The organism is Natrialba sp. PRR66 (assembly GCF_034808065.1).
In the GTDB taxonomy this organism is placed as follows: Archaea; Halobacteriota; Halobacteria; order Halobacteriales; family Natrialbaceae; genus Natrialba; species Natrialba aegyptia.
On sequence record NZ_JAXHGN010000004.1, the window covers coordinates 338,706 to 364,457 of the forward strand.

General features: G+C 62.8%; 17 protein-coding genes. 12 read left to right on the forward strand and 5 right to left on the reverse strand.

The genetic code is table 11. The features are described from left to right. Window positions 1-36: 36 nt before the first annotated feature. Window positions 37-1,155, reverse strand: coding sequence for a GTP-binding protein (locus tag SM755_RS15600; RefSeq protein ID WP_323173480.1), 1,119 nt, complete (start codon window positions 1,153-1,155; stop codon window positions 37-39). Window positions 1,156-1,624: 469 nt separating this feature from the next. Next, a complete protein-coding gene (locus tag SM755_RS15605; protein WP_323173481.1) occupies window positions 1,625-2,635 on the reverse strand; it encodes an SRPBCC family protein in 1,011 nt (336 codons plus the stop codon). A 1,607-nt stretch (window positions 2,636-4,242) separates the two neighbouring features. On the opposite strand from SM755_RS15605, the gene SM755_RS15610 reads away from it, so the two are divergent. The 4 genes from SM755_RS15610 to SM755_RS15625 all read left to right on the forward strand — a co-directional run bounded on the left by SM755_RS15610 (window position 4,243) and on the right by SM755_RS15625 (window position 10,541). Continuing rightward, window positions 4,243-5,049: an IclR family transcriptional regulator gene (locus SM755_RS15610; RefSeq protein WP_323173482.1), complete on the forward strand. Its 807-nt coding sequence runs from the start codon at window positions 4,243-4,245 to the stop codon at window positions 5,047-5,049. Between the two features lie 417 nt (window positions 5,050-5,466). Then, on the forward strand, window positions 5,467-6,672 hold the full coding sequence (locus SM755_RS15615) for an iron-containing alcohol dehydrogenase (RefSeq protein WP_323173483.1): 1,206 nt from the start codon (window positions 5,467-5,469) through the stop codon (window positions 6,670-6,672). Between the two features lie 389 nt (window positions 6,673-7,061). Continuing rightward, window positions 7,062-8,582 (forward strand): aldehyde dehydrogenase family protein, encoded by a 1,521-nt coding sequence (locus tag SM755_RS15620; protein ID WP_323173484.1) that lies wholly within the window; start codon window positions 7,062-7,064, stop codon window positions 8,580-8,582. A gap of 357 nt (window positions 8,583-8,939) precedes the next feature. Next, window positions 8,940-10,541, forward strand: a complete 1,602-nt coding sequence (locus SM755_RS15625) for a BCCT family transporter (RefSeq protein ID WP_323173485.1) — start codon at window positions 8,940-8,942, stop codon at window positions 10,539-10,541. A gap of 284 nt (window positions 10,542-10,825) precedes the next feature. On the opposite strand, the gene SM755_RS15630 is transcribed toward SM755_RS15625, so the two are convergent. Next, a complete protein-coding gene (locus SM755_RS15630; RefSeq protein WP_323173486.1) occupies window positions 10,826-11,101 on the reverse strand; it encodes a hypothetical protein in 276 nt (91 codons plus the stop codon). Between the two features lie 210 nt (window positions 11,102-11,311). Here SM755_RS15630 and SM755_RS15635 point away from each other — a divergent pair, with 210 nt between their 5' ends. After that, on the forward strand, window positions 11,312-12,109 hold the full coding sequence (locus tag SM755_RS15635) for a hypothetical protein (protein ID WP_323173487.1): 798 nt from the start codon (window positions 11,312-11,314) through the stop codon (window positions 12,107-12,109). Window positions 12,110-12,341: 232 nt separating this feature from the next. Here the strand turns inward: SM755_RS15635 and SM755_RS15640 are convergent, their stop codons facing one another. Further along, window positions 12,342-13,571, reverse strand: a complete 1,230-nt coding sequence (locus SM755_RS15640; RefSeq protein ID WP_323173488.1) for a hypothetical protein — start codon at window positions 13,569-13,571, stop codon at window positions 12,342-12,344. Between the two features lie 230 nt (window positions 13,572-13,801). Between SM755_RS15640 and pabB the strand changes: the two genes are divergently transcribed. After that, window positions 13,802-15,319 (forward strand): aminodeoxychorismate synthase, component I, encoded by a 1,518-nt coding sequence (gene pabB, locus SM755_RS15645; RefSeq protein WP_323173489.1) that lies wholly within the window; start codon window positions 13,802-13,804, stop codon window positions 15,317-15,319. Further along, on the forward strand, window positions 15,316-15,936 hold the full coding sequence (locus tag SM755_RS15650) for an aminodeoxychorismate/anthranilate synthase component II (RefSeq protein ID WP_323173490.1): 621 nt from the start codon (window positions 15,316-15,318) through the stop codon (window positions 15,934-15,936). The genes pabB and SM755_RS15650 overlap by 4 nt, the downstream gene beginning before the upstream one ends. A gap of 20 nt (window positions 15,937-15,956) precedes the next feature. Here SM755_RS15650 and SM755_RS15655 read toward each other — a convergent pair whose 3' ends face one another. After that, window positions 15,957-16,931: a succinylglutamate desuccinylase/aspartoacylase family protein gene (locus SM755_RS15655; protein ID WP_323173491.1), complete on the reverse strand. Its 975-nt coding sequence runs from the start codon at window positions 16,929-16,931 to the stop codon at window positions 15,957-15,959. Between the two features lie 91 nt (window positions 16,932-17,022). Here SM755_RS15655 and SM755_RS15660 point away from each other — a divergent pair, with 91 nt between their 5' ends. The 5 genes from SM755_RS15660 (at window position 17,023) to SM755_RS15680 (ending at window position 25,509) form a co-directional block, all read left to right on the forward strand. Then, window positions 17,023-17,760 carry a creatininase family protein gene (locus tag SM755_RS15660; RefSeq protein WP_323173692.1) on the forward strand — a complete coding sequence of 246 codons (738 nt, stop codon included), beginning with the start codon at window positions 17,023-17,025 and terminating at the stop codon, window positions 17,758-17,760. 886 nt (window positions 17,761-18,646) lie between these two features. Further along, window positions 18,647-19,585, forward strand: a complete 939-nt coding sequence (locus SM755_RS15665; RefSeq protein ID WP_323173492.1) for a tetrahydrofolate dehydrogenase/cyclohydrolase catalytic domain-containing protein — start codon at window positions 18,647-18,649, stop codon at window positions 19,583-19,585. A 172-nt stretch (window positions 19,586-19,757) separates the two neighbouring features. After that, the gene (locus SM755_RS15670; RefSeq protein ID WP_323173493.1) at window positions 19,758-22,310 is read left to right on the forward strand and encodes an FAD-dependent oxidoreductase; all 2,553 of its coding nucleotides are present in this window, start codon (window positions 19,758-19,760) and stop codon (window positions 22,308-22,310) included. A 39-nt stretch (window positions 22,311-22,349) separates the two neighbouring features. Further along, window positions 22,350-23,594 (forward strand): threonine ammonia-lyase, encoded by a 1,245-nt coding sequence (ilvA, locus tag SM755_RS15675; protein ID WP_323173494.1) that lies wholly within the window; start codon window positions 22,350-22,352, stop codon window positions 23,592-23,594. A gap of 277 nt (window positions 23,595-23,871) precedes the next feature. Further along, window positions 23,872-25,509 (forward strand): BCCT family transporter, encoded by a 1,638-nt coding sequence (locus SM755_RS15680; RefSeq protein WP_323173495.1) that lies wholly within the window; start codon window positions 23,872-23,874, stop codon window positions 25,507-25,509. Window positions 25,510-25,752 lie beyond the last annotated feature (243 nt).

Sequence of the window (25,752 nt, forward strand, 5' to 3'; positions counted from 1 at the left end):
GGAACGACTAGTGAAGGGATCAGATTCGGGCGGAGATCAAGCGGATCCGCGGGGGAAGGGATCGGTAGCGTACGCTTCGGTGCGTTCGTCGGACGCCGCCAGACAGTCATCGAGTTCGTCAGTCACGGCCGCTTCGTCGAGGTCGCTACCGATGAACACTAACCGTGTTGCCGGGTCGTCGTCTCCCCACTCGCCGATCGGGCCAGCCTGAACGGACGGGCCGGCCTGACTCACCCCGAGAACCGTCTCCGGGCGACTCGCCACCCACGCGAACCCTTTTGCGCGGAGAATCTTGCCGTCCCAGTCGTCGAGCCACGCGTCGAACCGCTCGGGGTGGAAGGGGCGCTCTCGCCGATAGACGAAGGACTCGACGCCGTGTGCCTCGGCCGCCGAAACGGTATCGTCACCGTGGTCGTGGTCCGGATGCTCGTTTGCTGCTTCTTCGGATAGGGCTCGCTTCCAGCCTTGCTGTCGCCGTGCCGCTTCGAAGTCGAACGATCCGGTATCGAGAACGGCACTCGAGTCGACATCGCTGTACGTCGTTCGGTGAAGCGTCGCACGCGGCTGGAGTTCGCGGATGGCGGCCTCGATAGACTCCCGCGCATCATCAGGTACCATATCGCACTTGTTCAGCAGCAACACGTCGCAGAACTCGATCTGGTCGACTAACACCTCGGTCAGCGGGCGCTCCGGATCCGGAGCAGCATCCGGGAGGGATTCTTCGGAATCGAACGCTTTCCAGAACCCATAGGCGTCGACGACCGAAACTGTCGTATCGAGGCGGAACCGGTCCGGAAGGCTGCCTTCTTTTGTCCCCTCCGTGAGCACGCGAGCGATGGGAACCGGTTCACTGATTCCCGACGCCTCGACGACGAGGTAGTCGAACGAGCGCTCCTCGGCCAACCGCGTCGCTTGAGCGACGAGATCGTCCTGGAGCCGACAGCAGATACACCCGTTCGAGAGGTCGACGACACCCTCCTCCGTCTCGTCGGCGATCAACTCCGCGTCGACGTTGACCTCGCCCATGTCGTTGACGATGACGGCGATTCGCCTATCGCCGGGGTTGTTCAGCAGTCGGTTGACCAGCGTCGTTTTACCCGCACCTAGCGGTCCACTGATAACGGTGATCGGAATCTCCGATGGAGACGTGACCATTCCGTATAACATCTCGTATCGACGTATAATGAATCTCCCGTCATCGCCGAGAGTGATAGTTCGTTGTCCGCCCCAATAGCGGCAATATAGAGACCGTTATCGCAGTTCTGTGTTCGCGGCTGGCATCGAGTCGGAACGGGGACACGTCCGCTATAGACTCACTCGCACTGCCCACAACAGCTAATCTACTTGATGTGTTGCGGAGAACGGGAAAACGTATCATTTCGTCTAGCGCAATACGGGAAGGAACTCACGCTCTCGTCGCCTCTGAGCGATTACGCCTGCTTCCGCAGGTACTCGACGACGACTCCATCAGAAGATGCAGCCGGTCGGCCAGCAGAGGCGGTGCGAAACGCGACTCCAGATCGGAGAGTGTCGTCGCAACAATTTCAGATGACGAATCCCGGTGTTCCGAAAAACGGAACGATATACTCAGTCGGATGGGTCCCCCTCTGGCGTTTCAGATCAGTTATGAGTTATAGGCCTCCTGAGCGAGCTGGTGGAAGCGGTGGACGGTGTGTTCGTTGGGGCCGAGTTGGGCCTGGGCGAGCGCGCCCGTTCTGAGCCCGTCCCACTGGCGTTCGACCAGTTCGAAGTCTTCCTCCTGGAGCTGGCGGCTGGTGCGGACGAACTCGCGTTCCTCCTCGGAGAGTTCGCTGTCGCGGAAGTAGTAGTCCGCGATAAGCTGGAAGCGGTCGGTGTCGATCGGGTCGATGATGTACGTGCCGTAGCCGTCGGCGGTGCCGTACATGTTGACCGTGAAGTTCGGCCAGAAGTAGTGGAACTGTGCCTCGTGCTCGTCGTGGATCCGCATCTCGTCCTCGACGTCTTCGGCGTGCGTGTAGTGGAGCACCCAGTGGTAGTCGTTGACCTCGAGTTCGGAGTCGTTGAGCGAGATGCCCTTGATCCAGTCCTGGTGGTTGGCCTGACAGTGGTCACACTCCGAGTAGTTGCTCGCGAATACCTTCCAGTTACACTCGACCTCCGAACTGATCCGAGTGGCGAGTTCGTACTCCCCGAGGGGCAGTGCCTCGAGGCGGTCTTTCATCACGCCGGCCTGCTCGGCCAGTGGCATCGGATCCTCACTGAGGTTGACGAACAGCAGCGGACCGATGCTGTCGACGTGCACCGACTCTGCATCGTCGAGCGCGTCCGGATCGACGCGTTCGGGATCGGTCATCGGCGCGTCCTCGAGGAGCGCGTCGCCGTCGCGAGCGGAGAAGTTCTCCACGGCGCAGACGTCACCGTCGTCGTCTCGAGCGACGATTAGATCGCGCCCGCCGACGGTTCGCGTGAAGTACTGCCCGGGATCGCTGATGCTGTTGGCGTGGCCGGCGTAGACCCAGTACTGGCCGAACACTTTCTCTTTCTCCATCTCGAAAACGTCGTCATCGGTGAAGTACCGGGCCGGCAGCGCGTTCGTCTTCTCCGTGATGTCTGCGCTCACTGCCTCGGTCTGGCTTCGTTTCCATTGCGTCATGCAGTAGCACAATTGAGGGCGTTCCGAAAAAACGTTCACCAGTTATATAGAATCCCATTATATGTCCGGTTTCTAGATCCGAATATCGGATTACTCTGCGACACCGATTCGACTTTCTCGAGCCATCGGCTCGCCGCTTTACGCTCTTGAAGCGCTACGATACCCGGCAGCGAGAAGTCGAACATGATAGGAAGCGAATTGTCAGTATACTGAATCGGTGCCGCGCCGGTGGAACCGAGTGGAAGATCAGGAGAACTGATCGAACCCGTTTCCGTCTTTGAAGGTATCCACGATCACACTGATGACGCGGTTACCGAAGTCACCGAGGTTACGGTAGGGATCAACGTCTGCGTCGACCTGTCGCGGCCGGCCTCGCCGACAAACTGTTTGTAAATCTCCGTCGGAGACTGGCCCACCCGTCTGCTGGTCCCATAGTGTCGCGTTTGCTGCTATCGACGGTCCGGTATAACGACTCGTCATTTAGCACCCCCACGCTTATCATGTGCTGAGTTGCCACAAAGGGTGGGATGCGATGTCCGAACTGCGAATAGACGTGGTCGAACCGTACGAACGATCCACGCCGATGTGCGATCACTGCGGGCACGTGCCGACCCTCGGAGTGGATTGACGATCGGCTCGCGGTGAACGTAGTCGGAAAACAGTACGACTGCGCGTAGATGCATAATTAGCGACCGGTGTCTGATGTAAGTCCGAATCACGTCGGAAGCGATGAGGTAGTGACAGTTGACAGCCCCCGAAACTGTCGTCTTTCAGTCCGCCCGGATTGTGAAACACAACACCTTAGAAGTCTTGCCTTTCGTTGATGGTGCACGATATCTCGGGACCACGTTTCCAAACGGAACTCCGACTTCGGCACAAAAGAGGAGGACATAGAACTGCTGCCGGCTACGTACGACCACGGATGACCGACGTAATATCGCCCGAACGTTTCGAATGCGTAAAAGTAGACGATGGGATCGCAGTTCCGGTATCGCAGTTCGCCGCGGCCTATCAGGCTACCACGACCTCAGTGGCCCTCGTTCGGACCTGCAGTTCGGTACGTGATGTCAGGACTTAGCGGCAGATACTGCCTATCGCGCCGATGAGAAGGGGCCGTATGTATCGGTCTTGATACTGAGATGGCGGACGTAAATGTGGAGAATTACAGATGTACGCGTGTAATGGACTGGCCGAGGAGGACCGATGTACCGTAGTCGGACAGGAGAAACAACCGTAGAGGAGGCCGGTTGGCGGATCTGAAAACGGAACCCGAGGGAAGGACAGTGTCGCCCGCCGACTGTTCGACTCGCTCCTCGACGCTTGATTCGGCACTGTGATTGGCGAGCGGGTCTCGAGACCGAGAGCTGCCCCCATACATAGGCGTTATCACGGTGCTTTCGGGCGACCGTGGTGTTATCTCACCAACTGCGAGTGAACGACGGGTGATTTCGAATATATGAATGGTAACACTCCCTATGAATTGTGGATCGTCGAAATACTGAGATAACAGTCCCGGGTCCGCCACCAGTTACTCTGAGGAGCGAAATTCGAGCCGGCGTTTCGATTTGCGAAATTCTTAATTACCATGGTATATATTGACATTCCGCATGATGGACCGACCGAAGGATCCGACATTGAAAACGACCGCCCGCTCGCTGGCGTTGATCGATCGAATACGGGAACGCGGCGGTGCGAACCTCCCCCAGCTCGCCGAGGATCTATCGCTCGCTAAAAGCACGGTATACAAGCACGTGAGTACCCTGTACGAGTGCGGCTATCTGGTGAAAGAAAGCGACGAATACCACATCGGTCCGAAATTCCTCGACCTGGGCGAACACGCCCGGAGCCGAAAGGTGGGCTACCAGTTCGCGGACGACGCCGTGAGGGAACTGACGGACGCGACCGACGAAGAGGTCGATTTCGTGATCGAGGACCACGGCCGCGTCGTCACGATCTCGGAATCGTACCACAAGTGGGTGAAACACCCCGACGAAAGCGATTCGAACCGCTACCGTGCCCGAATGGGGACGTATTACCACATGCACGCTACCGCGTCCGGGAAAGCGATTCTCGCCGAATTGCCCCGGGAGCGTACCGAAGCGATCCTCGATCGGTGGGGACTACCGGCGAACACGGCCAACACGATCACTGATCGTCGGGCCTTCTTCGAGGAACTCGAGCGCGTCGACGATCGGGGATACGCGATCGACGACGAAGAGTTCACCGAGGGACTACGCAGCGTCGGGATGGCGGTCGAGCGACCGGACGTCCCGCCCATCGGTGCCATGAGCGTCTCGGGACCGAGCTATCGCATCACCGACGATGTGATCGAGCAAAATATCATTCCGGTGCTCGAGCGGACCGTCGACTCGTTCGAGCGACGGTTGATGAACGACCGTAGTGACGGTCCGTAGCGGATCGAACGCGGCTTCTCCGAGACGGCGACTCGCGAATTCGTCGATCATCGCTACTCGGGGACCGTTTCCACATTCGAAACGCATCGGACTGGGATACTGTCAATCTACCGTATACGAATTGTTTGGACGGCTAACGGGGACGTCAGAACCGAGAGCTCCTCCTCGAGCGAGGTGTAGTATAGCCGGTGGATCGTATTCGTCGCGAGCGGGCTTCTGCCGGTCACACGGACGCAGACGCGACGGTCGCGAAATCGCGACTGGGCGTGACCTGACACTAAGATTTATATACTAAAATATGGAATCCTCGATTGGAATGCGAGAGAAAGTCACCCATGCGGACCGAGAGACGTCCATAGACGGTACGGCCACGGAATCACCCGGCATTCTCGACGCGAAACGCGAGGGTGAGCGCTGATGAGCCTCGGCGACTACACGCTCACCTTCCCGATCTGGGTCGAATTCGGGAACGGATCCAGCGAGAACATCGGATCGATCGTCGATTCTCAAGGCTGGGAGAAGGCGCTGATCGTCACGGATCAGGGGATCCTCGGCGCCGGCCTGGTCGACGGGATCCGAACGTCGCTCACTGCCGAAGGCATCGAGTACGCGACCTACGACGGCGTCGAGCCCAACCCGACGGCCGGAATGGTCGACGAAGCGACCGAACTGTTGGAGAGAGAAGGATGTGACTTCATCGTCTCCGTCGGCGGCGGAAGTTCGATCGACGTCGGAAAGGGTGCGTCACTGATGGCGACCAATCCGGGAGAGATCGCCGATTACGAAGTGACGTCGGCCGAGGAGGTGATGGAGGAACCGATCGAGAACCACCCCCTCCCGCTGGTGACGGTACCGACGACCGCCGGAACCGGCAGCGAGGTCGATTACTGGGCCGTCATCACCGACGAAGAGCGCGAGTTCAAGATGGCCCTCGGCCAATCGCCGCTGTACCCGAGCGGACCGTACCTGGGCGCCGAAATATCGCTGGTCGATCCCGCCCTGACGGAGACGCTCCCGCCGAGACAGACTGCGGCAACCGGCTTCGACGCCTTCTCCCACGCGCTCGAGAATCACGTGTCCTCCGCCCGCCCGCCCCTCGTCGAACCGCTGACCAAACACGTGATGGGACTCGTCTCGGAGCACCTCCCCGCCGCCTACGAGGACGGTGAGATGGAGGCACGCGAACAGATGATGTTCGGCTCTCACGTGGCGGGGATCTGCGAGAACTTCGCCGGGTTCGGAGCGATCCACTCCCTGGCCGAAACGACCGGCGGCATGTATCCCGACATTCCACACGGTGAGGCCATCGCCGCGTACACGCCCGCAGTGATGCGATACAACATCGAAGCCGTTCCCGGACGATACGCCGAAGTCGCCGAAGCGATGGACGTGGACGTGGACGTGTCCGGGTTATCCGACGAGGCAGCCGCGAGGGAAGCGGTGGACGCCGTGGAGGACCTCATCGACAGGGTTGATCTCCCCTCGAGCCTCCGCGAACTCGGCGTTGCGGAAGACGATCTCCCCACGATCGCGGAGAAGTCGTTGGACACGATCGAGATCCACGACAATCCTCGAGATGCGGACGCCGACGACCTCCTGGAAGTCGCTCGAGACGCGTACTGATCGTCGCGGATCGCGAAACGCAGCCGATCGAGAGAGTTGGCCCCGTTACCCGTCGACTCGGCCGAGCACATCCGTTTCCGATACCGTCGGAGTGATTCGGTTTCCCCGCCTTCTGCCGGAGGATGAACGTTCGGAACCGGCGACTCGAACGGAGCGACGGCCGACGGTGGTGCGTTGGTTTCGACGGAAGAGACGGGTAGTTCCGAACCGACGCGACCGCGTCGGATTCACCGCTCCGCCGCGGACATCGGTCATCGGTAGTCCCGTCGATCATCGAGAACGGTGTAGCAGGAGTTTCGTTCGCGGGTCCGATTCTCGAACGCGAAGCTCTAGCGGTGATGAGCCTATGCTAAAATATATGGAGGATGGTAACAAACCACTTCCTGTAGATGGCATCAGAGACTGTTAGCGGCCAGTTACAGGAGAATCACGCTGAAGCCAGAGACCGGGTCGAGGATATCAGCACGTTCGACTCGTGGATAAACGGGTCTCGATACGAGACCGACGAGGTCGTCGAGACCGTCGATCCCGTCGTCGGTGAACCGATCACCGCGATTCCGCGCTGCGGCCCGAGTGAAGTCGATACAGCGGTCGACGCCGCGTGGAGAGCGTTCGACGAGGAATGGTCGGAGACGACCCCTGCCGAACGATCTCGGCGCATGTTCGAATGGATCGACGTGCTCCGCGATCACGTCGACGAGCTGGCGTTCCTGGAGTGCGTAGACACCGGAAAGCCGATGTCGCAAGCTCGAGGCGAAGTCGAAGGAGCGATCGGAACGCTGGAATACTACGCGTCGGTCTGTCAGGGCCAGAGTCAGGACGGGAGACAGGTGTCGACGTCCGAGGATCTGCACCTCTACACGCGGAAGGAGCCCTACGGCGTGGTCGGACAGATCACGCCGTGGAACTTCCCGATCTGGGCGGCCGCGTGGAAACTCGGGCCCGCGCTCGGGACGGGGAACGCGACCGTGCTCAAGCCGTCGGCCGAGGCCCCCCTGACGACGATCCGCATCGCCGAACTGTCCGAGGGTATCTTCCCGGACGGCGTGTTCAACGTCGTAACCGGCACCGGATCGGAGGTAGGTGGCGCAATAACCGAGCACGGCCGCGTCCGCAAAATCTCGTTTACCGGCAGCGTCGGCGTCGGACAGCGGGTGATGCAGGCGGCCGCCGAAAACGTCGCCCCAGTCACGTTAGAACTCGGCGGGAAGTCGCCGTTTATCGTGTTTCCCGACGCCGACTTAGAGAAGGCGGTTTCCGCCGTCGCCGACGGGATCTTTTACAGCACGGGGGAGATCTGCGACGCGTTCTCTCGAGCGATCGTTCACGAGAGGGTTCACGAGGAGTTCGTCGACCGGTTCGTCGAGAAGGCCGAGTCCTACACGCTCGGCGATCCGCTCGACGAAGAGACGACGATGGGGCCGCTCACCACCGAGTCCCAGTACGAGACGGTCACGGAATACATCGACATCGGTGAGAGCGACGGTGCGACCCTGCTCACGGGCGGCGGACCGCCGGACGATTCCGATCTCCGGGACGGCTGGTTCGTCGAACCGACGGTGTTCGACGACGTGGAGAACGACATGCGTATCGCTCGGGAGGAGATCTTCGGTCCCGTACAGACGATCAACACGTTCTCCAGCTACGACGAGGCGATCGAACTCGCGAACGACACCGAGTTCGGACTCGCGGCCGGCGTCGCGACCGAGCGGACGTCCGTCGTCCACAACGCGGCGGCGGACATCGAAGCGGGGCTCGTGTACGTCAACGAGTACGGCCCGATCCTGCCGCAGGCTCCGTACGGCGGCTTCAAGGAGTCGGGCATCGGAAAAGATCTTGGGACGGAGGTGCTCGACCACTACCAGCAGACGAAATCGGTCTACGTCAATCTCGATGAGCCGGAGCTCTGACGGGAGGGTTCAGAGAGACAGTGTCGTCGCGACCGACGAGATGGTGACATCGCGGCGTGGTCGAGGCGACGGTCTCCGCCACCGCTGACCGAAGGCGACGGAGACACGCTCGAGCGATCTCGAATACGAGAGATGGAGCACGGGACCGAATCCTCCGTCGTTCGCGCCGAGATCGCATCCGACGACGGTTCTCGTTTCGATATCCGCGGCCGAATGCTCCGATCGAAGCGTCGCTACGGTCGAAAAGCATAAGTCGCTCTCGGTTGGGATAGCAGATGGACTGGTAATACATAACATGAGTCACGCATCGGACCGGGGATCGATTACGGAGACGTGTAGTTCAATCACCGAAAAACAATGAACTTCTGGCACGTATTCGGCCTGGAAAGCGCAGATATCGGTGAGAAGCTCCTGTTCTTCATCACGGGAGGGGCGTTGCTGGCGTTAGCAGCGATCGGGATTCGGAGCCCACAGGTCCTCAACGATACGTTCAACGAGGCCTTCGGATGGGTGTTGACCTACTTCGGTTGGTGGTTCATGTTACTCGGGATGGTGCTGCTCGTCTTCTCGACGTACATGGTCTTCTCACGATACGGCCACATTCGGATCGGCGGGCAGGACGCCGAGCCGGAGTTCGATCTGTTCTCGTGGCTCGCCATGGTGTTCACGGTCGGGTACAGCGGCTCGATCATCATTTGGGGGGTCGGCGAGCCCATCTCCATCGTGAACAGTCCGCCTCCGGAGCCGCTTCCGATCACGGGGGCCTCGATCGAAGCGCTCGCGCTCGCGTTCATGTTCATCCACGAGGTCTTCCCGGGACTCGCCATGTGGTATCCGCCGTTCGCGTTGGCGTTCGGACTGATCATCTACACGCGCGGTACGGACTCGTACAAGTTCAGTTCGATGCTGAAGGTGTTCCTCGACGACGACCGGTACGAGCTCCTCTACTGGACCGTCGACTTGGCGGCGCTGATCGCCATCATCGGCGGCGTCGCGGCGGCTATCGGGTTCTCCGCGCAGGTGTTCGCCGCCCTGCTGGATACGGTGTTCGGCGTTCCCTCGACGCTGTTCACGTACGGACTGTTCGGCGTTCTCGGACTGGTCTTCCTCGGGGACGTCTGGTTGGGACTGCGAAGCGGAATTCGCAACGCGGCTCGGATCACCGTCGTCCTCATGTTGATCACGTTCGCGCTGCTCCTCGCGGTCGGACCGACGCTCTTCACGATCAACCTCGGACTCGACGCCGGCGGCGTGTGGCTGAACAACATGTTCCGCCTCTCGCTGTACTCCGCTCCGACGGCTGCGGGCAATTGGCCGCAACAATGGACGAGTTTCTGGTGGGCGTGGTGGGCCGCGTGGGGGCTGTTCGTCGGCAGTTTCGTCGCCCGCGTGTCGAAGGGACGAACCATTCGCGAGACGTTCGTTTGCCTGGTCGTTATTCCCGGCGTGTTGCTCTGGATACAGCACTCCATCGTCGGCGGCTGGGTGCTCGCACCGGGATACGTCGGGCCGGTCAGTGACGCGTTTGCCAGCGGCGGTATCCCCGCCTCGATCGCGACTGCGGTCACTCTCACGCCGCTCGCACCCCTGCTGGGAGCGTTGCTCATCCTGGTGATCGCCGGATACGTCGTGACGTCCCTGGACTCGGCCGTATACATCCTCTCTTCGATCACGCTCGGCACGGAAGAGCCGAACGCTCGAAACCGGGCGTGGTGGGGCGTCCTGCTCTCTTTCCTCGGCGTGATGACGCTCGAACTCCCGGTGTTCGACGCGATGCAAGCGTTCCCGCCGGTGCTCGCGCTCCCGTTCACGCTCTTCCTCCTGGCGATCGTCTACGCGAGTTACGTCACCGCTCGCGAATACTATCGGGGAGAGGTGACGTTGACGAACGAGGACACGTTGATCACGTCCGCGAACACCGATACCTCACGCCCACAGGGACAGGACGACGATGACTAGCGTGTCGCTTCGCACGGAGTTCGAAGGGGCTGCCTTCAATCCGAGCGCTCGGACGCGGGTGCAAACGTAGTGTGCACGGTTCGTGACCGGCGGCGCCTCACACTGATATCCCGACGTCGACGACAGAGGGTCCCCTCTCGAGCGGAACTACGGCAAGGCGTCATCGAGACCGCGACCGGGGACCGGTGACCGCTTCGCAGCGTTCGCGAACCTGATCAATAACAAATCTGCCACGATGTGTTTCGCGAGCGCACGCGATCCGCTCGACTCGTCCGCAATCTCGGTCAGTTCGCGATCAGCGCGATGGCGCTCCCGGTCAAGAGGATTCCCGCCGTATCGGTCGTCTGCATGGTTTCTTCCGGAAAGACGACGGCGATACCGGCGAGCGCGGCGTAGAATAAGCCGTCGTCGACCATGGCCGTCGGGATCTTCCGCGTGGCAACGATATAGGTACCGGCGACAAGCGTTCCCGTCGCGTCGGAGATACCCATCGCCGTCTCCAGCAGAACGGAATCCGTTGCGAGCCTGGCGAAGACCGCCCACAGTCCCCAGGCAAGCATCGTTACTAACGCGAGCAGTATCGGACGTTCCGTGCATGGTGTCCGTTCTCACAGACCACTGGTGCCGTTAGCGTATCGACAGTCGAGTCGGGTGGCCGAACCGCGACCGGTTTCCGGGAATCGTTGGACACGGTTGATCGAGGTGAGTCGCCCGCCCTCCCGTCGGTCGGACCAGTCAGCTATTTCTGTCGACGGGCGAGAGAACCGAGTATGGACGACAGGAAACAGGCCACGTTTGGCACCGAGGGCGAACTCCGGACCGACGAGACGGACGCGACCGCCGACGATTCCGACTCCGGACCCGAGCGCGACGACTTCGGCGACGAACTCGGTGAAAACGAGACCAAATCTGGGGCGAACCGGTACGTCGTCTCGAGTCTCCTCCAGAAGGCGGTTCGGCGATCCGACGAGGAGATCGCGGCGTGGGCCGCGTGGGAACTGGTCCGTTCGGGATACGCCTGGAACTTCTGGGACCGGATCAACCTCTACGTCGTCGAGGACTTGCGCGCCGGACACGAAGTCGCGCTCACGGTGGCTCGCTACGAGGAACTGGCCCGCGAACGGTGGTCGGCAGATTCCTGGCGCGGTCGGCTCTGTGCGGTCCACGCGGCCCTGGCAGCCGCTCGAGCGCCGTCGTCTCGCGAGGCCGCACACGCCGACGATTACTTCGGAGAACTCTCTGAAGAACGCGCTGCCGCACGTGAGGAGGGCCGCAAGCCCCGCTACGACCATCCTATCGACGAACTCGAGCCCGGCGGGAAGTACGACGCCATCTTCGACCAGCACACCTACGAGGGGAAGCGGCTCGACCGCGACGGAGCGTTCTTCAGGACTCACGGCGGGCGAGTCGGGCCCGAGGGCGAACCGGAACTGAGCCGTCAGTGGCGGATCCGGAGCATGCGACTCGAGGACCGCGACTACACCGAAGACGAACTCGTTCGCGCGGTGAAACCGATCGATCCTGACGAGAAGTGGCCCGAGACGGACGCGACCGATCGCGAGGAGTGACCGTCGCGACTTCTCGCGTAAGGTCGTCGAGACTGATCGCGCCGCGATCGAGGACGGCAATTGCGGCCCGTCGAGACGAGTCAACCGGTATCCCGTGTAGTATGTCCCGGTCGTGGACATCTAGTCTGTCTCGGTGACTCATGGATGTAGTGGGTACCAGAGGGCGGGAACAGCGGGAGAAAGGGCGGTACGCACTGCTGGCGCTTCGGGAGTCGTCCCACGGCGGCTCGCATTACTGGTCGTCGGTGACACTCTCGCGGATCCGGTCGGCGATCTCGTGTCGCGAGGGGTGTCGCGTGGGTTCGTCCGAGTGGTAGACGCGTTTCACGACGAGATCGAGCAGATTCAGCTGCTCGAGCAGTTCGCGGGTCCGACCGCGCTTGAGGCCAAGCTTCCGGGTGACGTCGTATAACGTCATGGACGACTCGATCGCGTCCATCAGTTCGTTGATTTCGACATCTTCGGGAAGTCCGATCCCGTCGGCGACGAGCTCTTTCTCCGGGATGGATGCAGCTGAATCGTCGGCCGCCGCCGATCGATCGAGTTCGCTGTCGGTCGTCGGCTCCCGGTCTTCAGCGGCGGAGCAATCCTGCTGGCCGGTCGTCGTTTCCGAACCGTCGGTCGTCGCGTCGTCCTCGTCTGTCGCGGTCGTTTCGTAGGACGTTGGCTCGTGGATGCCGGCGTCGATCATATATCGCCGAACGGTCTCGGACGCGACATCCATCTCGAGCACCTCCGCCATCGCGGTGAACGTATCGAAGGAGTCGTACAGACACTCCAGATACTCGACGTCGTCGTACGGCGACAGGTCTTCGTTCCGTGCGGCCGCGAGTGCGCGCTCGGTCTCGTCGTCGATCGTGACGTCACTCGTCACCGCGTTCGGAGCCGAACCCGAGGCGGATCGGTCGCGGGGCTCGGGCGCGCGTTCGTCCTCGCTTTCGGTCGTCGATTCCGACTTCGACTCGCCGGTCGTTACCGTCCCCTCGAGCGAATCGACCGACGCCTCACGATCCGAGCGGTCGCACTCGATGGGGGCAGTCGATTCGCTTACGCTCCCTTCGGACTCGGTGTTCCCGTTTGCCGTTTCACTGCTCGGCTCCCCGTTCGCCTCCAGGCCGAGGTCGAACGTGACAACGACGGTTCCCTCCGAGGTAACCGTCGCTTCCTCCGTGACGCACGACGCGTCCGCGGGCGCGAACTCGTCGATTTCCGGCACGACCGACGGCGGAAACTCGAGGCAGAGACCGCCGTTCTCCCCGACCGTCGCCGCTTGTGGTGTCGCTTCGGTCTCGCTGGCTGGCATCCCTGCGTCCGAACACAGCGGAACAACAACGTCGATCGCGATGCTCGATTCATCACTGTCCCCTCGAACCGTCGCGTCGACGCGATGAATCTCGCCCCCGGCCGCCTCGTATCGTTCGATTGTTTGAGAGAGATTTCCAATCAAGGCACTAACTCCCATGATATCAATAAACATCCGTTCATTTGGGATAAGGGTACATGAGGAATAGCCCACCCCTTTATATTCCCCCAGAAAACCCGTCCGCGAGCGGTAATTCTCTCGAATCATCAAGTTCTTGTTATATTGAGGGCTGCCTCCTGTGGCACAACGTTTTTATACTCTCCGATTGCGCACCTGATACGAGCGTTTCCGGGACGGCGGGCGGTTGGTCCCGGTAGCGGGTATCTCCCATGAGTACGATCACGGTCGTAACAGACAGCGAATCGTTCGTAGAGACCTCCGAGAGCGCGCCAGATGGTGCTCGCGTCCCAGTCGAAGTACGCGTCTCCGTCGCCGATCCGTTCGACGCCTATTGTAGGGCCCGGACCGACGAGGCCGACGGGTTCTACCTCGAGACGACCGGCGGGCAGTCCGGTTGGGGCTACTTCGGTGTTGATCCCGTCGAACAGATTCGGGTAACTGCGAACGCGGTCGATCGGGACGGCGGGAGTCCGACGATCCGAACGATCGACGCGCTCCTCGAGCGCGAGCGGTTGGTACACGGAGACTGCTCGGTTCCGTATCCCTGCGGTGCGTTCGGCTGGCTCTCCTACGACGTCGCCAGGGAACTTGAGTCGTTGTCGTCGAGGACGACCGACGAACGCGGGTTGCCGCGGCTTCAACTGGGCGTCTTCGATCGGGTCGCCGCGTGGAGCGAACCGCGCGAGGGCGACGGCGAAACGGAACTACGAGTGACCGCCTGTCCCGTGGTCGACGACGATCCCGCCGACGCCTACGAGACCGGTCGAGCGAGGGCTCGGTCCCTGGCGACGGCGGCGATCGACGGCAGCGAAGTAGACCGCAGTCCGCCGGTCGACGCGACCCGGGCCGCGTTCGAGAGCGAGTGCGGTCAAGCAGCGTTCGCCAACCGCGTTCGGCGAGCCAAGCGATACATTCGCGACGGCGACACGTTTCAGGCGAATGTCTCCCATCGACTTGTCGCCCCGGCGGCCGCCCATCCGGTCGACGTCTTCGACGCAGTCCGACGCGTGAATCCGGCTCCCTACTCGGGACTGCTCGAGTTCCCGGGCGTCGACCTCGTCAGCGCGAGTCCGGAACTGCTGCTCGAGGTCCGCGACGGTTCGCTCGTCACTGAACCGATCGCCGGAACCAGGCCCCGCGGGCGGACGTCGGCCGAAGACGAGCGATTGGAGGCCGATCTCCGCGACGACGAGAAGGAACGAGCCGAACACGCGATGCTCGTCGACTTAGAGCGCAACGACCTCGGGAAGGTCAGCGAGTACGGTTCCGTGTCGGTGACGGACTATCGCCGCGTGGACCGGTACTCGGAAGTCATGCACCTCGTCTCCCTCGTCGAGGGGACCCTGCGAGACGATGCGAGCATCGCCGACGCCGTCGCGGCAGTGTTTCCGGGAGGCACAATCACGGGCGCGCCGAAACCGCGGACGATGGATATCATCGACGAACTCGAGATGACCCGACGCGGTCCCTACACCGGGAGTATCGGGATCTTCGGCTTCGATGACCGGGCGACGCTGAACATCGTTATCCGGACGCTGGTCCGCTACGCCGAGGAGTACCACCTGCGCGTCGGCGCTGGCGTCGTCTACGATTCCGTTCCCGATCGGGAGTACGACGAGACGCTCGATAAGGCACGGGCGCTCGTGACGGCGGTCGACGAGGCCTTGGGCGAGCGGGCGTCGTTCACCCTCGAGACCGCGACAGACGCGGTCGGTGATGCGGGATGATTCTGGTCGTCGACAACTACGATTCGTTCGCGTACAACCTCGTTCAGTACGTCGCCGAAGCGATCGCTCCGGCAGGCCCCGCGGCGACGCCGCGGGACGTCGGCGAGTTCGACGACGTGATCGTCCGACGCAACGATGAGATCGACCTCGAGGGCGTCCGCGACCTCGATCCCGACGGGATCGTCGTCTCCCCGGGCCCCGGGACGCCCGCCGAGGCCGGCGTCTCCGTCGATATCTTCGCTGAGACTGAGTACCCGACGTTCGGCGTCTGTCTCGGTCATCAGGCCCTCTGTGCCGCTCATGGAGTGTCTGTCGGACGCGCGCCCGACGTCGTCCATGGAAAGACGTCTGCGGTGAACCACGACGGAACGGGGCTGTACGACGGCGTGCCGAATCCCTTCGAGGTCGGTCGCTATCACTCGCTGGCGGTCGAACGCGACGACCTACCGGCAGAACTGATCGAGACCGCCCACACCGACGACGATCGGGGGATCGTCATGGGCGTTCGCCACGCCGAGTTGCCCCACGTCGGCGTCCAGTTCCACCCGGAGAGCATTCTCACCGAACCGGGGAAACGCATCGTCAAGAACTTCTGCACCTCGATCGCCCGCGGCTGAACCGGACGATCGACGGCCGATCACGCTCGCTCCGCGATACAGGCGACCTTCTCGCCGGCGGTCACGACGGACTCACGGGTGAGCGAGTAGATCACGCCGGCGTCGGTCGTCGTCACGCGCTGGCGCTCCTCGAACGTCGACGGACAGTACACCGTCCCCAGTTCGGTTCCCGCGGAAACGCGATCACCGACGGTGACATCCGGATTTGGTTCGAAGAGCCCCGAAGCATCGGTCCCAATCCGTCCCTCGTCGTTTCGGAGGATCGTCTGCGACGGCGTCGGCTCCGGTTCCTCGCGGAGCATCCCCAGTTCGCCGAGGGCGTTCCGGAGCCCGCGGACTCCGCGGCGCGCCGCGTCGTGATCGATCTGGCGGCTGTTCGAGAGTTCCGGAACAATCGCCGGAATCCCGGCCCGTGCGGCGGCCGTTCGGAGCTTACCCTGAAACGACTCGTCGGCCGCGCCGTCGTCCGGTTCACCGTCGGACGGCGCGTTGGTCAGGAGATAGTCGGCCCCGAACGCCGCCGCGAGGGTCCGAGATTTCCGATTCTCGAGCTGGAATCTGACGTGCTCGAGCATGTCCGGGGTCCCGGTGTGCAGATCGATCACGACATCGGTCGGCTCGATCAACTCCCACAGTCGGGCGACGATTCGTTCCTGTAGGGTTCCCGTTTCGTCGCCCGGCCAGACGCGATTGCAGTTGGGGTTAACCGCGTCGACCGCCTGCGGCGTGACGTACGATCCGTGATCGAACGCGAGCGAATTGACGATCGGCACGGCGATCACCGTCCCGGCGAGGTCCGCGGTCAGCAGATGACGGTGCAACCGACGCAGCGCGGCCGTTCCGTTGAGTTCGATGCCGTGCTGTGCGGCTTGCACGTAGGCGGTCGGTCCGGCTCCGCCGTCGTACCGATGGACGGTTACCGCGACGTCCGTCCCGGACGGCAAGCGAGCGAGACGATGTTCGGCGGTCGTGTGGGTGACAGTCTCGTGCTCCATACTCGTTCAACCCCTCGTTCGGACTTGTAAGTTTGCACGTCTTTCGAGGAGGTGATGTTTTATGCTACTACGCGTTCAGCGATTCGGCTGTATGCATCTCGAGCGAGCGACGTGGACAGAGATAGACGCGGCCGAAACGAGTCTCGCGCTGCTCCCGGTCGGGAGCACGGAGCAACACGGTCCGCACGCACCGCTGGGAACTGACACGCTCAACGCCGAGGCGGTCGCGGACGCGGCCGCGGAGCGGTACGAGGGGACGGTCGCGGTCGCGCCTGCGGTCCCCGTCGGTATCGCCGAGGAACACCGGCAGTTCACCGGCACCCTCTGGACCTCGGATCCGACGTTCAAGGCGTACGTCCGCGACATCGTCGGCAGCCTCGCTCACCACGGATTCGATCGAATTGTTCTCGTCAACGGTCACGGCGGCAATACGAGCGCTCTCCAGGAGGTCGCCGGCCGGATCACTCGACGCGACGACGCCTACGCCGTGCCGTTCACGTGGTTCGACGAGGTCGGCAAACACAGCTCCCGCATGGGCCACGGCGGGCCGCTCGAGACGGCGCTTGTGCAGCACGCGAATACCGGTGCTGTCCGCGAGGACCGACTCGAGGAGGCCGCCGAGAACGGGAGCGATCGCTGGGGCGACTGGCAGGGGCGGGTCAATCTCGCGTTCGACTCGGCCGAGTTCACCGAGAACGGCGTCGTCGGCGATCCGCGCGAGGCGAGCGAGGAACTGGGCGAGGAGCTGCTCGACGCGGCGGCCGACGCGCTGATCGCGTTGCTGAAGGCCGTCGCTGACCGGGATCTCGACCGCCCCGCCCACCGGTGACCGAACTCCGCGCCGGCGCGGCCGAACTCTGGCTCTCGACGAGCGGGTCGTCCGCCGTCGGGTTGCCGCGATACCGTCGCTTCGAGCGTCCGGTTTCACAGTGACATCACTGTTATTCAGCCGAGCGATCACGGCCCTTCGGCGTCGGTCGCGAAACTCCATCCGTTAGCACGCTGACCATCTGTTGACGGTCGGTGACCGTTCGGACAGAACTCGGTGTCCGTCTCCGGCATCGTACAATGGCAGTTGTAAATACACGATCTAGTTTTCCGGGTTCGGCAAAGACAGTCATCGTTGCCGTCGGCATCGGCGAGTGCAGCACAACCGCTGTAGGGAGTCCCACGCTCAAGCCCACGGCTTGAGCCGTAGTGGTGACTCATTATCTGCCATCGCTGACAACTCGAGGTGACGCTGTCACTGTCCAGTGGCCGACGTACGAGGGGAGGCGGGATCTGGCTAAGGATGAGGACCCGGGAGCCGGGGCGGGACCCGGGGGTCGGGACGGAGTTGCTGGGCACGGGTGCAGACTCCACCGTCCCGGTTTCGGCACCAGCGTCGGGTGCCGTTCGGAGAAACCGCAGAGAGACGGATACGGTTCCACCGCAAATACTCCCGGTGTACAAACCAGTTCGTCGAATCCGACCGTGAGATCGATCGTCGCGAGCGATTCGAGAGGCGGACAGCTGCTGGGACGATCCGATCGGGAACGGAGTAGCGATCAACACGTGGATTAATTACCCTCCCTGGAATCCGTTAGGTCGGCATCACTGCGGGTCGATGCGGTCCGTTTCGACGAGCGATGGCACCGAGACCCGAGCGAGGCTCGAGCCTAGCGCCTCATCTCCTCGAGCGGACGCGGCCCGCAGCGATCGGAACAAGATCAGCTATGACACGGATCATCGACGGGAACGAGATCGCGGATCGTATCACTGCGGACCTGGAACCGTGCCTCGAGACGCTCGCAGACGCCGGCGTGACGCCGGGGCTGGCGACGGTCCTGATGAGCGACGACGGCGCGAGCGAGACGTACGTCTCGATGAAACGACGGGCCTGTAACGACCTCGGGATCGAGAGCATCCACCACGAACTCGATCCGGACGCGCCCGCCGACGCGCTGTTCGATCGGATCGACGAACTGAACGACGATCCGGCGGTCCACGGGATCCTCGTGCAGTTACCGCTCCCGGATCACGTCGACCGGCAAGCCGTCCTCGAGCGGATTGATCCGCGGAAGGACGTCGACGGGTTTCACCCGGAGAACGTCGGTCGATTGGTCACCGGTACGCCCCGGTTCAAGCCGTGTACGCCCCACGGCATCCAGAAACTGCTCGAGGCGGAGGGCATCGAGACCGAGGGTGCGGACGTCGTCATCGTCGGCCGGTCGAACATCGTCGGGAAACCGATGGCGAATCTCCTCGTCCAGAAGTCCGATACAGGGAACGCGACGGTGACGATCTGTCACTCGCGTACGGACGACCTCGCGGCGAAGACGCGGGACGCGGATGTCGTCGTCGCGGCCGCCGGCGTTCCGGAACTGATCGACGGATCGATGCTCTCACCGGGAACAACCGTGATCGACGTCGGCGTCAACCGCGTCAGCGTCTCCGAACGACGTTCGGAGGACAGCCAGACTTCGTCTGACCAGTCGGACACCGAACGGGGATACGAACTCGTGGGCGACGTCGAGTTCAATAGCGCGGCGGAGGAGGCCGACGCGATCACGCCGGTCCCCGGCGGCGTCGGGCCGCTCACGATCACGATGCTCCTCTACAATACGATCAAGGCGGCGAGTCTGCAAGCTGACGTCGATGTATCGCTCCCGTGACCGGCGACGGAGACGTGGTCGCCCGGTCGAGCCGGTGAGATGCTGTGTTCGCAAAAACGTATCAACGTTCTTTTTGGTTGTGCGATTCGCTCCGTGAAGCGACCTCGCTCGCTCATTTCACTTAAGGAAGCGGTATATTTATGAGAGAGACTGTATCATGTGTGGGTATCACATGAGCACAGAGAGCTTGCCCTCGAGAGCCGAGACGGTGATCATCGGCGCCGGGGCCGTCGGATGTAGTATCGCCTACCACCTGACGGAACTCGGCGCAGACGACGTAGCCGTCGTCGATCAGGGGCCGCTTCCAGTGACCGGCGGTTCGTCGACGCACGCACCGGGAATCGTGTTCCAGACGTCGCCGTCGAAGATCCAGACCAAGACTGCTCACTACACGAGCCGACTGCTGAAGGACGCGGGCGTCTACACCGAGGTCGGCGGCATCGAAGTCGCCCGCTCCGAGGAACGGATGGATTTCCTCCGGCGACGCGTCGAGTGGGCCACCTCGTACGGACTGCCGGAACCGCAGCTCCTCGAGCCCGAGGAGGTCACCGAGCGGCTCCCGCTGGTCGACGAGGACGAGATCCTCGGCGGCTACTACTCGCCGACCGACGGGCAGGTGGCCGGGACCGACGCGCTGCAGTGGTACATCGAGACGTCGTCGGCCCGGTTCTTCGGCGACACAGAGGTAACGGACATCGAAACCGGCGGCGGCGAAATCCAGGCGGTCGTCACCGACAACGGCCGCATCGAGTGCGATCGGTGCGTCCTCGCGACGAACAACTGGGCATACCAGACCGGTCAGATGGCGGGCCTCGACCTGCCGATCACTCCCGTCGAGCACCAGTACGTCGTCACGGAGCCGCTCGAGGAGCTCCGAGGCAACGAGGACGCGATCGGCGACGCCACTGCCGGCCTTGAGGTCCCCGGAGATAGCCAGATCACGGAGTTCATGGCCCAGCCGCCGGATCGGCCGGTCGGTCGCGACCAGGACAACTCGCTGTACTTCCGGACTCACGGCGACGGGTATGGACTCGGCTCGTACAACCACGAGCCGCTGGTCGTCGATCCGGACGAGATGGGGAAAAACGACGAGGACAGTCAGGCGTCGGTCCACAGCTTCACCGAGAAACACTGGACGAAGGCGACGCACCCGAACCGCGAGAAGTCGCCCCAGCAGGCGCTCGACGAACTGCTGCCCGCGACCGAGAGCAAAGACTTCCGCGTCACGGAGAACGGCATCTTCGTCTACACGCCGGACGGGATGCCGGTGCTCGGCGAGACGGCGGCGGTCGACGGCCTCTGGACCGGGCTGGCGATCTGGTGGACCCACTCCGGCGGCTACGGAAAGATCCTCGCCGAATGGATGGAGAACGGCGCTCCACGGCTCCCATCCGGACCCGTCGACACGAGCGGGATCCACGTCAACCGGTTCGAACCCCATGCCGGGAGCAAGGACTACTTCACGGACCGCGGCGGCAAACAGTACGAGCAGGTGTACAGCATCGTCGAGCCGCGGTGGCAGCCCGACGACCACCGCGGGCTGCGCGTGAGTCCGTTCTACGGGCAACAGCAGGAACTCGGCGCCGAGTTCTACCAGAGCGGCGGCTGGGAGACGCCACAGTGGTACGAGTTCAACGCGGACCTCGTCGAGAAGTACGAAGAGCAGATCCCCGAACAGGACGGCTGGCAGGGAGTCAACCGCTCCTCGATCGAGGGTGCCGAGCACCTCCACACCCGCGAGAACGTGTCCATGTTCGACATGACGACGTTCAGTTCGATCATGATGGAGGGCGACGACGCCGGCGAGTTCCTCCAGCGGATCTGCAGCAACGATATGGATATCGACGTCGGAAAGGTTCGATACACGACGATGCTGAACGAGGGCGGCACGATCATCGCCGACCTCACCGTCGCCCGCCTCGACGAGGACGAGTACATGGTGACGACCGGCGGCGGCAACTCGCCGGGGATCCACGGCTCCTGGATCGAGGACCACGCGCCCGACACCGTCTCCGTGGCGGTCGAGGAATCCGCGAAGTGCACCGTCGGACTGTGGGGACCGAAGTCTCGGTTACTGCTCCAGCGAGTCACCGATGCCGACGTCTCTAACGACGAGTTCCCGTACTTCAGTTGCAAGCGGCTCTACGTCGGCGACGTTCCCGTGATCGCGCTGCGGGTCTCGTACGTCGGTGAACTCGGCTGGGAGCTGTGGGCTCCTTCCGAGTACGGCCAGAAGCTTTGGAACACGCTCTGGGAGACCGGTCAAGATCTCGACGTTAGGCCCATGGGCGGCGGCGCCCTCGAGTCGATGCGCCTCGAGAAGGGGTTCCGCCTGTGGGGAACGGACGTCGACACCGACGTCGATCCGTTCGCCGCCGGCCTCCCCTTCGCCGTCGATCTGGATACCGAATTCATCGGCAAGGAGGCACTCGTAGAGGTCAAAGAAGCGGGCATCGACACCGAGGTCGCCTGTCTGACGCTGGACGATTCGACGGACGCGATGCTGAGCGGCCGGCCGGTGCTCGCTGACGGCGAGGCTGTCGGCTACGTTCAGGCTGGCGACTACGGCTACAGCGTCGGGGAATCGATCGCCTACACCTACCTTCCCAGCGAGTACGCTGAGGCTGGTACGTCGGTGCAAATCCAGTGCGAAGGGGAGACCTACGACGCGACGGTTCGCGACGAGCCGCTGTTCGATCCCGGCCGCGACAAGATCATCCGATAGCCGGTAGCGATCGCCGGCGAACACCCACAGTATTCAATCATGAGTGAACCTCAGGAACGAGAACCGTTAGTTCGGTATGCAGACATTGAACGAGCGCGCGACCGCCTCGACGACGAGACGGTCGTCAAACGGACGCCGGTCGAACGGAGCACGTCGCTCGGCGAAATGGTCGACGCGGAGGTGTACCTGAAGATGGAGCACCTCCAGTGGACTGGCTCGTTCAAGACGCGCGGGGCGTATAACAAGATCAGACAGGCAGTCGACGACGGGGCCGACGAGTTCGTGGCCGCGAGCGCGGGCAATCACGCGCAGGGCGTTGCGCTGGCCGCGACGAAGTGCGGCGCGGACTCGACGATCGTGATGCCGACCCACGCCCCGCAGGCGAAGATCGACGCGACGCGGAGCTACGGCGCGACGGTCGAACTGGTCGGACAGGACTTCCAGGAGGCGATGACGTACGCACAGGAGTACGCCGCCGACAACGACATCGAGTTCGTCCACGCGTACGACGATCCGCACATCGTCGCCGGACAGGGGACGCTCGGCATTGAGATCCACGAGGACTGCCCCGACATCGATACCGTCGTCGTCCCGATCGGGGGCGGCGGACTCATCAGCGGCGTCGCCACCGCGCTCGACCATCTCTCCCCCGAGACGCGCGTCGTCGGCGTTCAGGCCGAGGGGGCCGCGACTGTACACGAGAGTCTTGACAAGGGAATCCCGGTCACGCTCGACGAAGTCGATACCATCGCCGACGGGATCGCGACCGGCGGGATTTCCGACCTGACGCTACGACTTATCGAGGACCACGTCGACGAGGTCGTCACCGTCTCCGACGCGGAGATCGCCAACGCGATCCTGCTGCTGCTCGAGCGCGCGAAACAGGTCGTCGAGGGCGCGGCCGCCGCGTCGGTCGCGGCCGTCCTGAACGATCAGCTGGACGTCAGTGGTGAGACCGTCATGCCCGTCCTCGGCGGCGGGAACCTGGACATGACGATGCTGCAGACCGTCCTCATCCACGCGCTCACGGAACGGGGACAGATCCTGCGGTTGCGCGTCCGAATCGACGACATGCCCGGAAAGATGGACGATATCTCGCGCGTCATCGCCGATCACGGAGCGAACATCCAGACGGTTCGGCACGACCGCGCGGTTGAGGACCTCACCGTCGGCGAAGCGTACCTGGTGTTTCAAATCGAGACCAGCGGCGCTGAACACGCCGCGGCGATCATCGACGCGATCGAAGCCGAAGGATACACCGTCGAGGACGTCAACCAGAAATGAGAATGTAATGATGTCTTGTGGAAAGGAGCTCTGGTTCGGTCGATTTGAGGGGTAATTCCCGAATCCGAATACATTCGATACTAGATTGATGGGGAGGCTTATAACGAAGAACGAGAGAGACAATGAGAGTGAGTCACTAACAATGATCGGCGAGAACGAGCGTACGAGAACCCGATGGACCGAGCGGGGGCGCGGTGCCCCGTCGAACGAGACGATTGAGTGGCGGACGTCCGCCGCCGATCGCGGTGATCGAACAGCGGTGAAACGGTGATCTACGATGGCGAGAGCTGAATCAAACGGACCGGTCGGACAGTTCCTCGAGGAGCTTGACACGCCGGTGTTTGCGGTCGGCTTCTTCATCGCCGCCGCAGCAGTGATCGCGTTCGTCCTCTGGCCGGAGACCGTGTCGGGGTACATGACCAGCGTGAACGATTTCCTGTGGACCGCCGCGGGCTGGTGGTACCTGGTCGCGATGTTCGCCCTGGTCGCGTTCGCCGGCTTCCTGATCTTCGGACCGTGGGGCAACATCAAACTCGGCGACGAGGACGAAGAGCCGGAGTTCACGTTCCTCGCGTACTTCGCGATGCTGTACTCGGCGGGGATCGGAGCCGGGATCGTGTTCTGGGGCCCCGCCGAGGCGATCTTCCACTACGACGCCGTCTCGCCGTTCATCAGCGCGGAGTCGCAGTCGGCGGGAGCCGCCGTCGGGGCGATCCAGTACACGTTCTTCCACTGGGGTCTCTCCGCGTGGACCGCGTACGTGATCATGGCGCTCCCGATCGCGTACTTTGCTTACCGATACGATGCGCCGCTGCGCATCTCGACGGTGATCGCACCGTGGGTCGGCATCCAGAACCTCAACCGCCCGATCGCGAAGCTCATCGATATCCTCGCCGTGTTCGCGACGATCGGCGGCGTCGCGACGACGCTGGGACTGGTCGGTAGCCAGTTTCTCGTCGGCGTCGAGTGGATCACCGGGGCGAGCGTCGGCGATCTCGGGACGATCGTCGTGATTACCGGACTGACCGTCGCGTTCACGATCTCCGTCGCGCTCGGCGTGGAGAAGGGAATCCGCCGCCTCTCGTACTTCAATATGATCCTGTTCACCGTGGTGACCGTCGCGACGTTCGTCCTCGGGCCGACGACGTACATCATGACCGTCGGCACCGAGGCGATCGGCGCGTACATCAACAACTTCGTCACGATGAGCTTCTACACCGGCGCCGCCGAGAGCGGCGGCGGCGTCAGCAGCTGGGTCGGCGGCTGGACGGTATTCTACTGGGCGTGGTGGTTCTCCTGGACGCCGTTCGTCGGGCTGTTCATCGCGCGCATCTCACGCGGCCGAACGGTGAGACAGGTCGTCGTCACGGGCGTCATCGCCTCGACGGGAATCACGATTCCATGGTTCGCCACGATGGGCGGCACCGCGATATTCCTGCAGGAGAACGGTCGCGCCAACATCCTCTCCGTCATCAGCGAACTCGGTGAGGCCGGCTCCGGATACCCGCTGTTCGAGGCGTTGCCGCTCGGCGGCGTGTTGACGGGTCTGTTCCTCGTGCTCGTGACGACGTTCCTCGTCACGTCGGCCGACTCCTCGACGCTGGCGCTGGGAATGCTCACGACCGGTGGCAACGAAAAGCCCTCGACGATCAACCGCGTCATCTGGGGATTCCTCATCGGCGCGCTCGCGTCGCTGCTGATGGTCACCGGCGGCGTCGACGCCCTACAGCAGGCCGCGATCATCACCGGCGGACCGTTTGCGGTCATCGCGTTGATCGCCATCGCAGCAATGATCGTCACGTTCAGCAGTCATGAACCGCTGTTCTTCCGCAAAGAGGACGATGTCTCGCTCCCGTCTCTCGAGCCCGAGACGCCCGACCACGATGCCGCTGACGCTGATCCGTCCGCCGACTGACCGACCACCGCTTGGCCGATCGATTCCTCGCGATCGATTTTGATTTCGGTGTCGGACGCTGTCGCGGCGTTCGTCCGGCGGGGTGACCGCCGACCGGGAGTGGGGATGATACCGACGACGATCGGCTCGCTTCGTCTCTTCCGGTTCCGGTAGCTATCCGTTCGAGGCGACTGCACGGCTACACGAAGTAGCGACGGCGAGCCCGCGACACAGCCAATCGGCGATAAAAATCAGTCGTCGGCG

Bases quoted from the DNA above. Each gene is read 5' to 3' on its own strand.
- SM755_RS15655 (WP_323173491.1), bottom strand. From the start codon at position 16,931: ATGGAGCACGAGACTGTCACCCACACGACCGCCGAACATCGTCTCGCT.
- SM755_RS15610 (WP_323173482.1), top strand. From the start codon at position 4,243: ATGATGGACCGACCGAAGGATCCGACATTGAAAACGACCGCCCGCTCG.
- SM755_RS15615 (WP_323173483.1), top strand. From the start codon at position 5,467: ATGAGCCTCGGCGACTACACGCTCACCTTCCCGATCTGGGTCGAATTC.
- SM755_RS15670 (WP_323173493.1), top strand. From the start codon at position 19,758: ATGAGCACAGAGAGCTTGCCCTCGAGAGCCGAGACGGTGATCATCGGC.
- SM755_RS15650 (WP_323173490.1), top strand. From the start codon at position 15,316: ATGATTCTGGTCGTCGACAACTACGATTCGTTCGCGTACAACCTCGTT.
- SM755_RS15600 (WP_323173480.1), bottom strand. From the start codon at position 1,155: ATGGTCACGTCTCCATCGGAGATTCCGATCACCGTTATCAGTGGACCG.
- SM755_RS15625 (WP_323173485.1), top strand. From the start codon at position 8,940: ATGAACTTCTGGCACGTATTCGGCCTGGAAAGCGCAGATATCGGTGAG.
- SM755_RS15640 (WP_323173488.1), bottom strand. From the start codon at position 13,571: ATGGGAGTTAGTGCCTTGATTGGAAATCTCTCTCAAACAATCGAACGA.
- pabB (WP_323173489.1), top strand. From the start codon at position 13,802: ATGAGTACGATCACGGTCGTAACAGACAGCGAATCGTTCGTAGAGACC.
- ilvA (WP_323173494.1), top strand. From the start codon at position 22,350: ATGAGTGAACCTCAGGAACGAGAACCGTTAGTTCGGTATGCAGACATT.
- SM755_RS15605 (WP_323173481.1), bottom strand. From the start codon at position 2,635: ATGACGCAATGGAAACGAAGCCAGACCGAGGCAGTGAGCGCAGACATC.
- SM755_RS15665 (WP_323173492.1), top strand. From the start codon at position 18,647: ATGACACGGATCATCGACGGGAACGAGATCGCGGATCGTATCACTGCG.
- SM755_RS15680 (WP_323173495.1), top strand. From the start codon at position 23,872: ATGGCGAGAGCTGAATCAAACGGACCGGTCGGACAGTTCCTCGAGGAG.
- SM755_RS15635 (WP_323173487.1), top strand. From the start codon at position 11,312: ATGGACGACAGGAAACAGGCCACGTTTGGCACCGAGGGCGAACTCCGG.
- SM755_RS15660 (WP_323173692.1), top strand. From the start codon at position 17,023: ATGCATCTCGAGCGAGCGACGTGGACAGAGATAGACGCGGCCGAAACG.
- SM755_RS15620 (WP_323173484.1), top strand. From the start codon at position 7,062: ATGGCATCAGAGACTGTTAGCGGCCAGTTACAGGAGAATCACGCTGAA.
- SM755_RS15630 (WP_323173486.1), bottom strand. From the start codon at position 11,101: ATGCTTGCCTGGGGACTGTGGGCGGTCTTCGCCAGGCTCGCAACGGAT.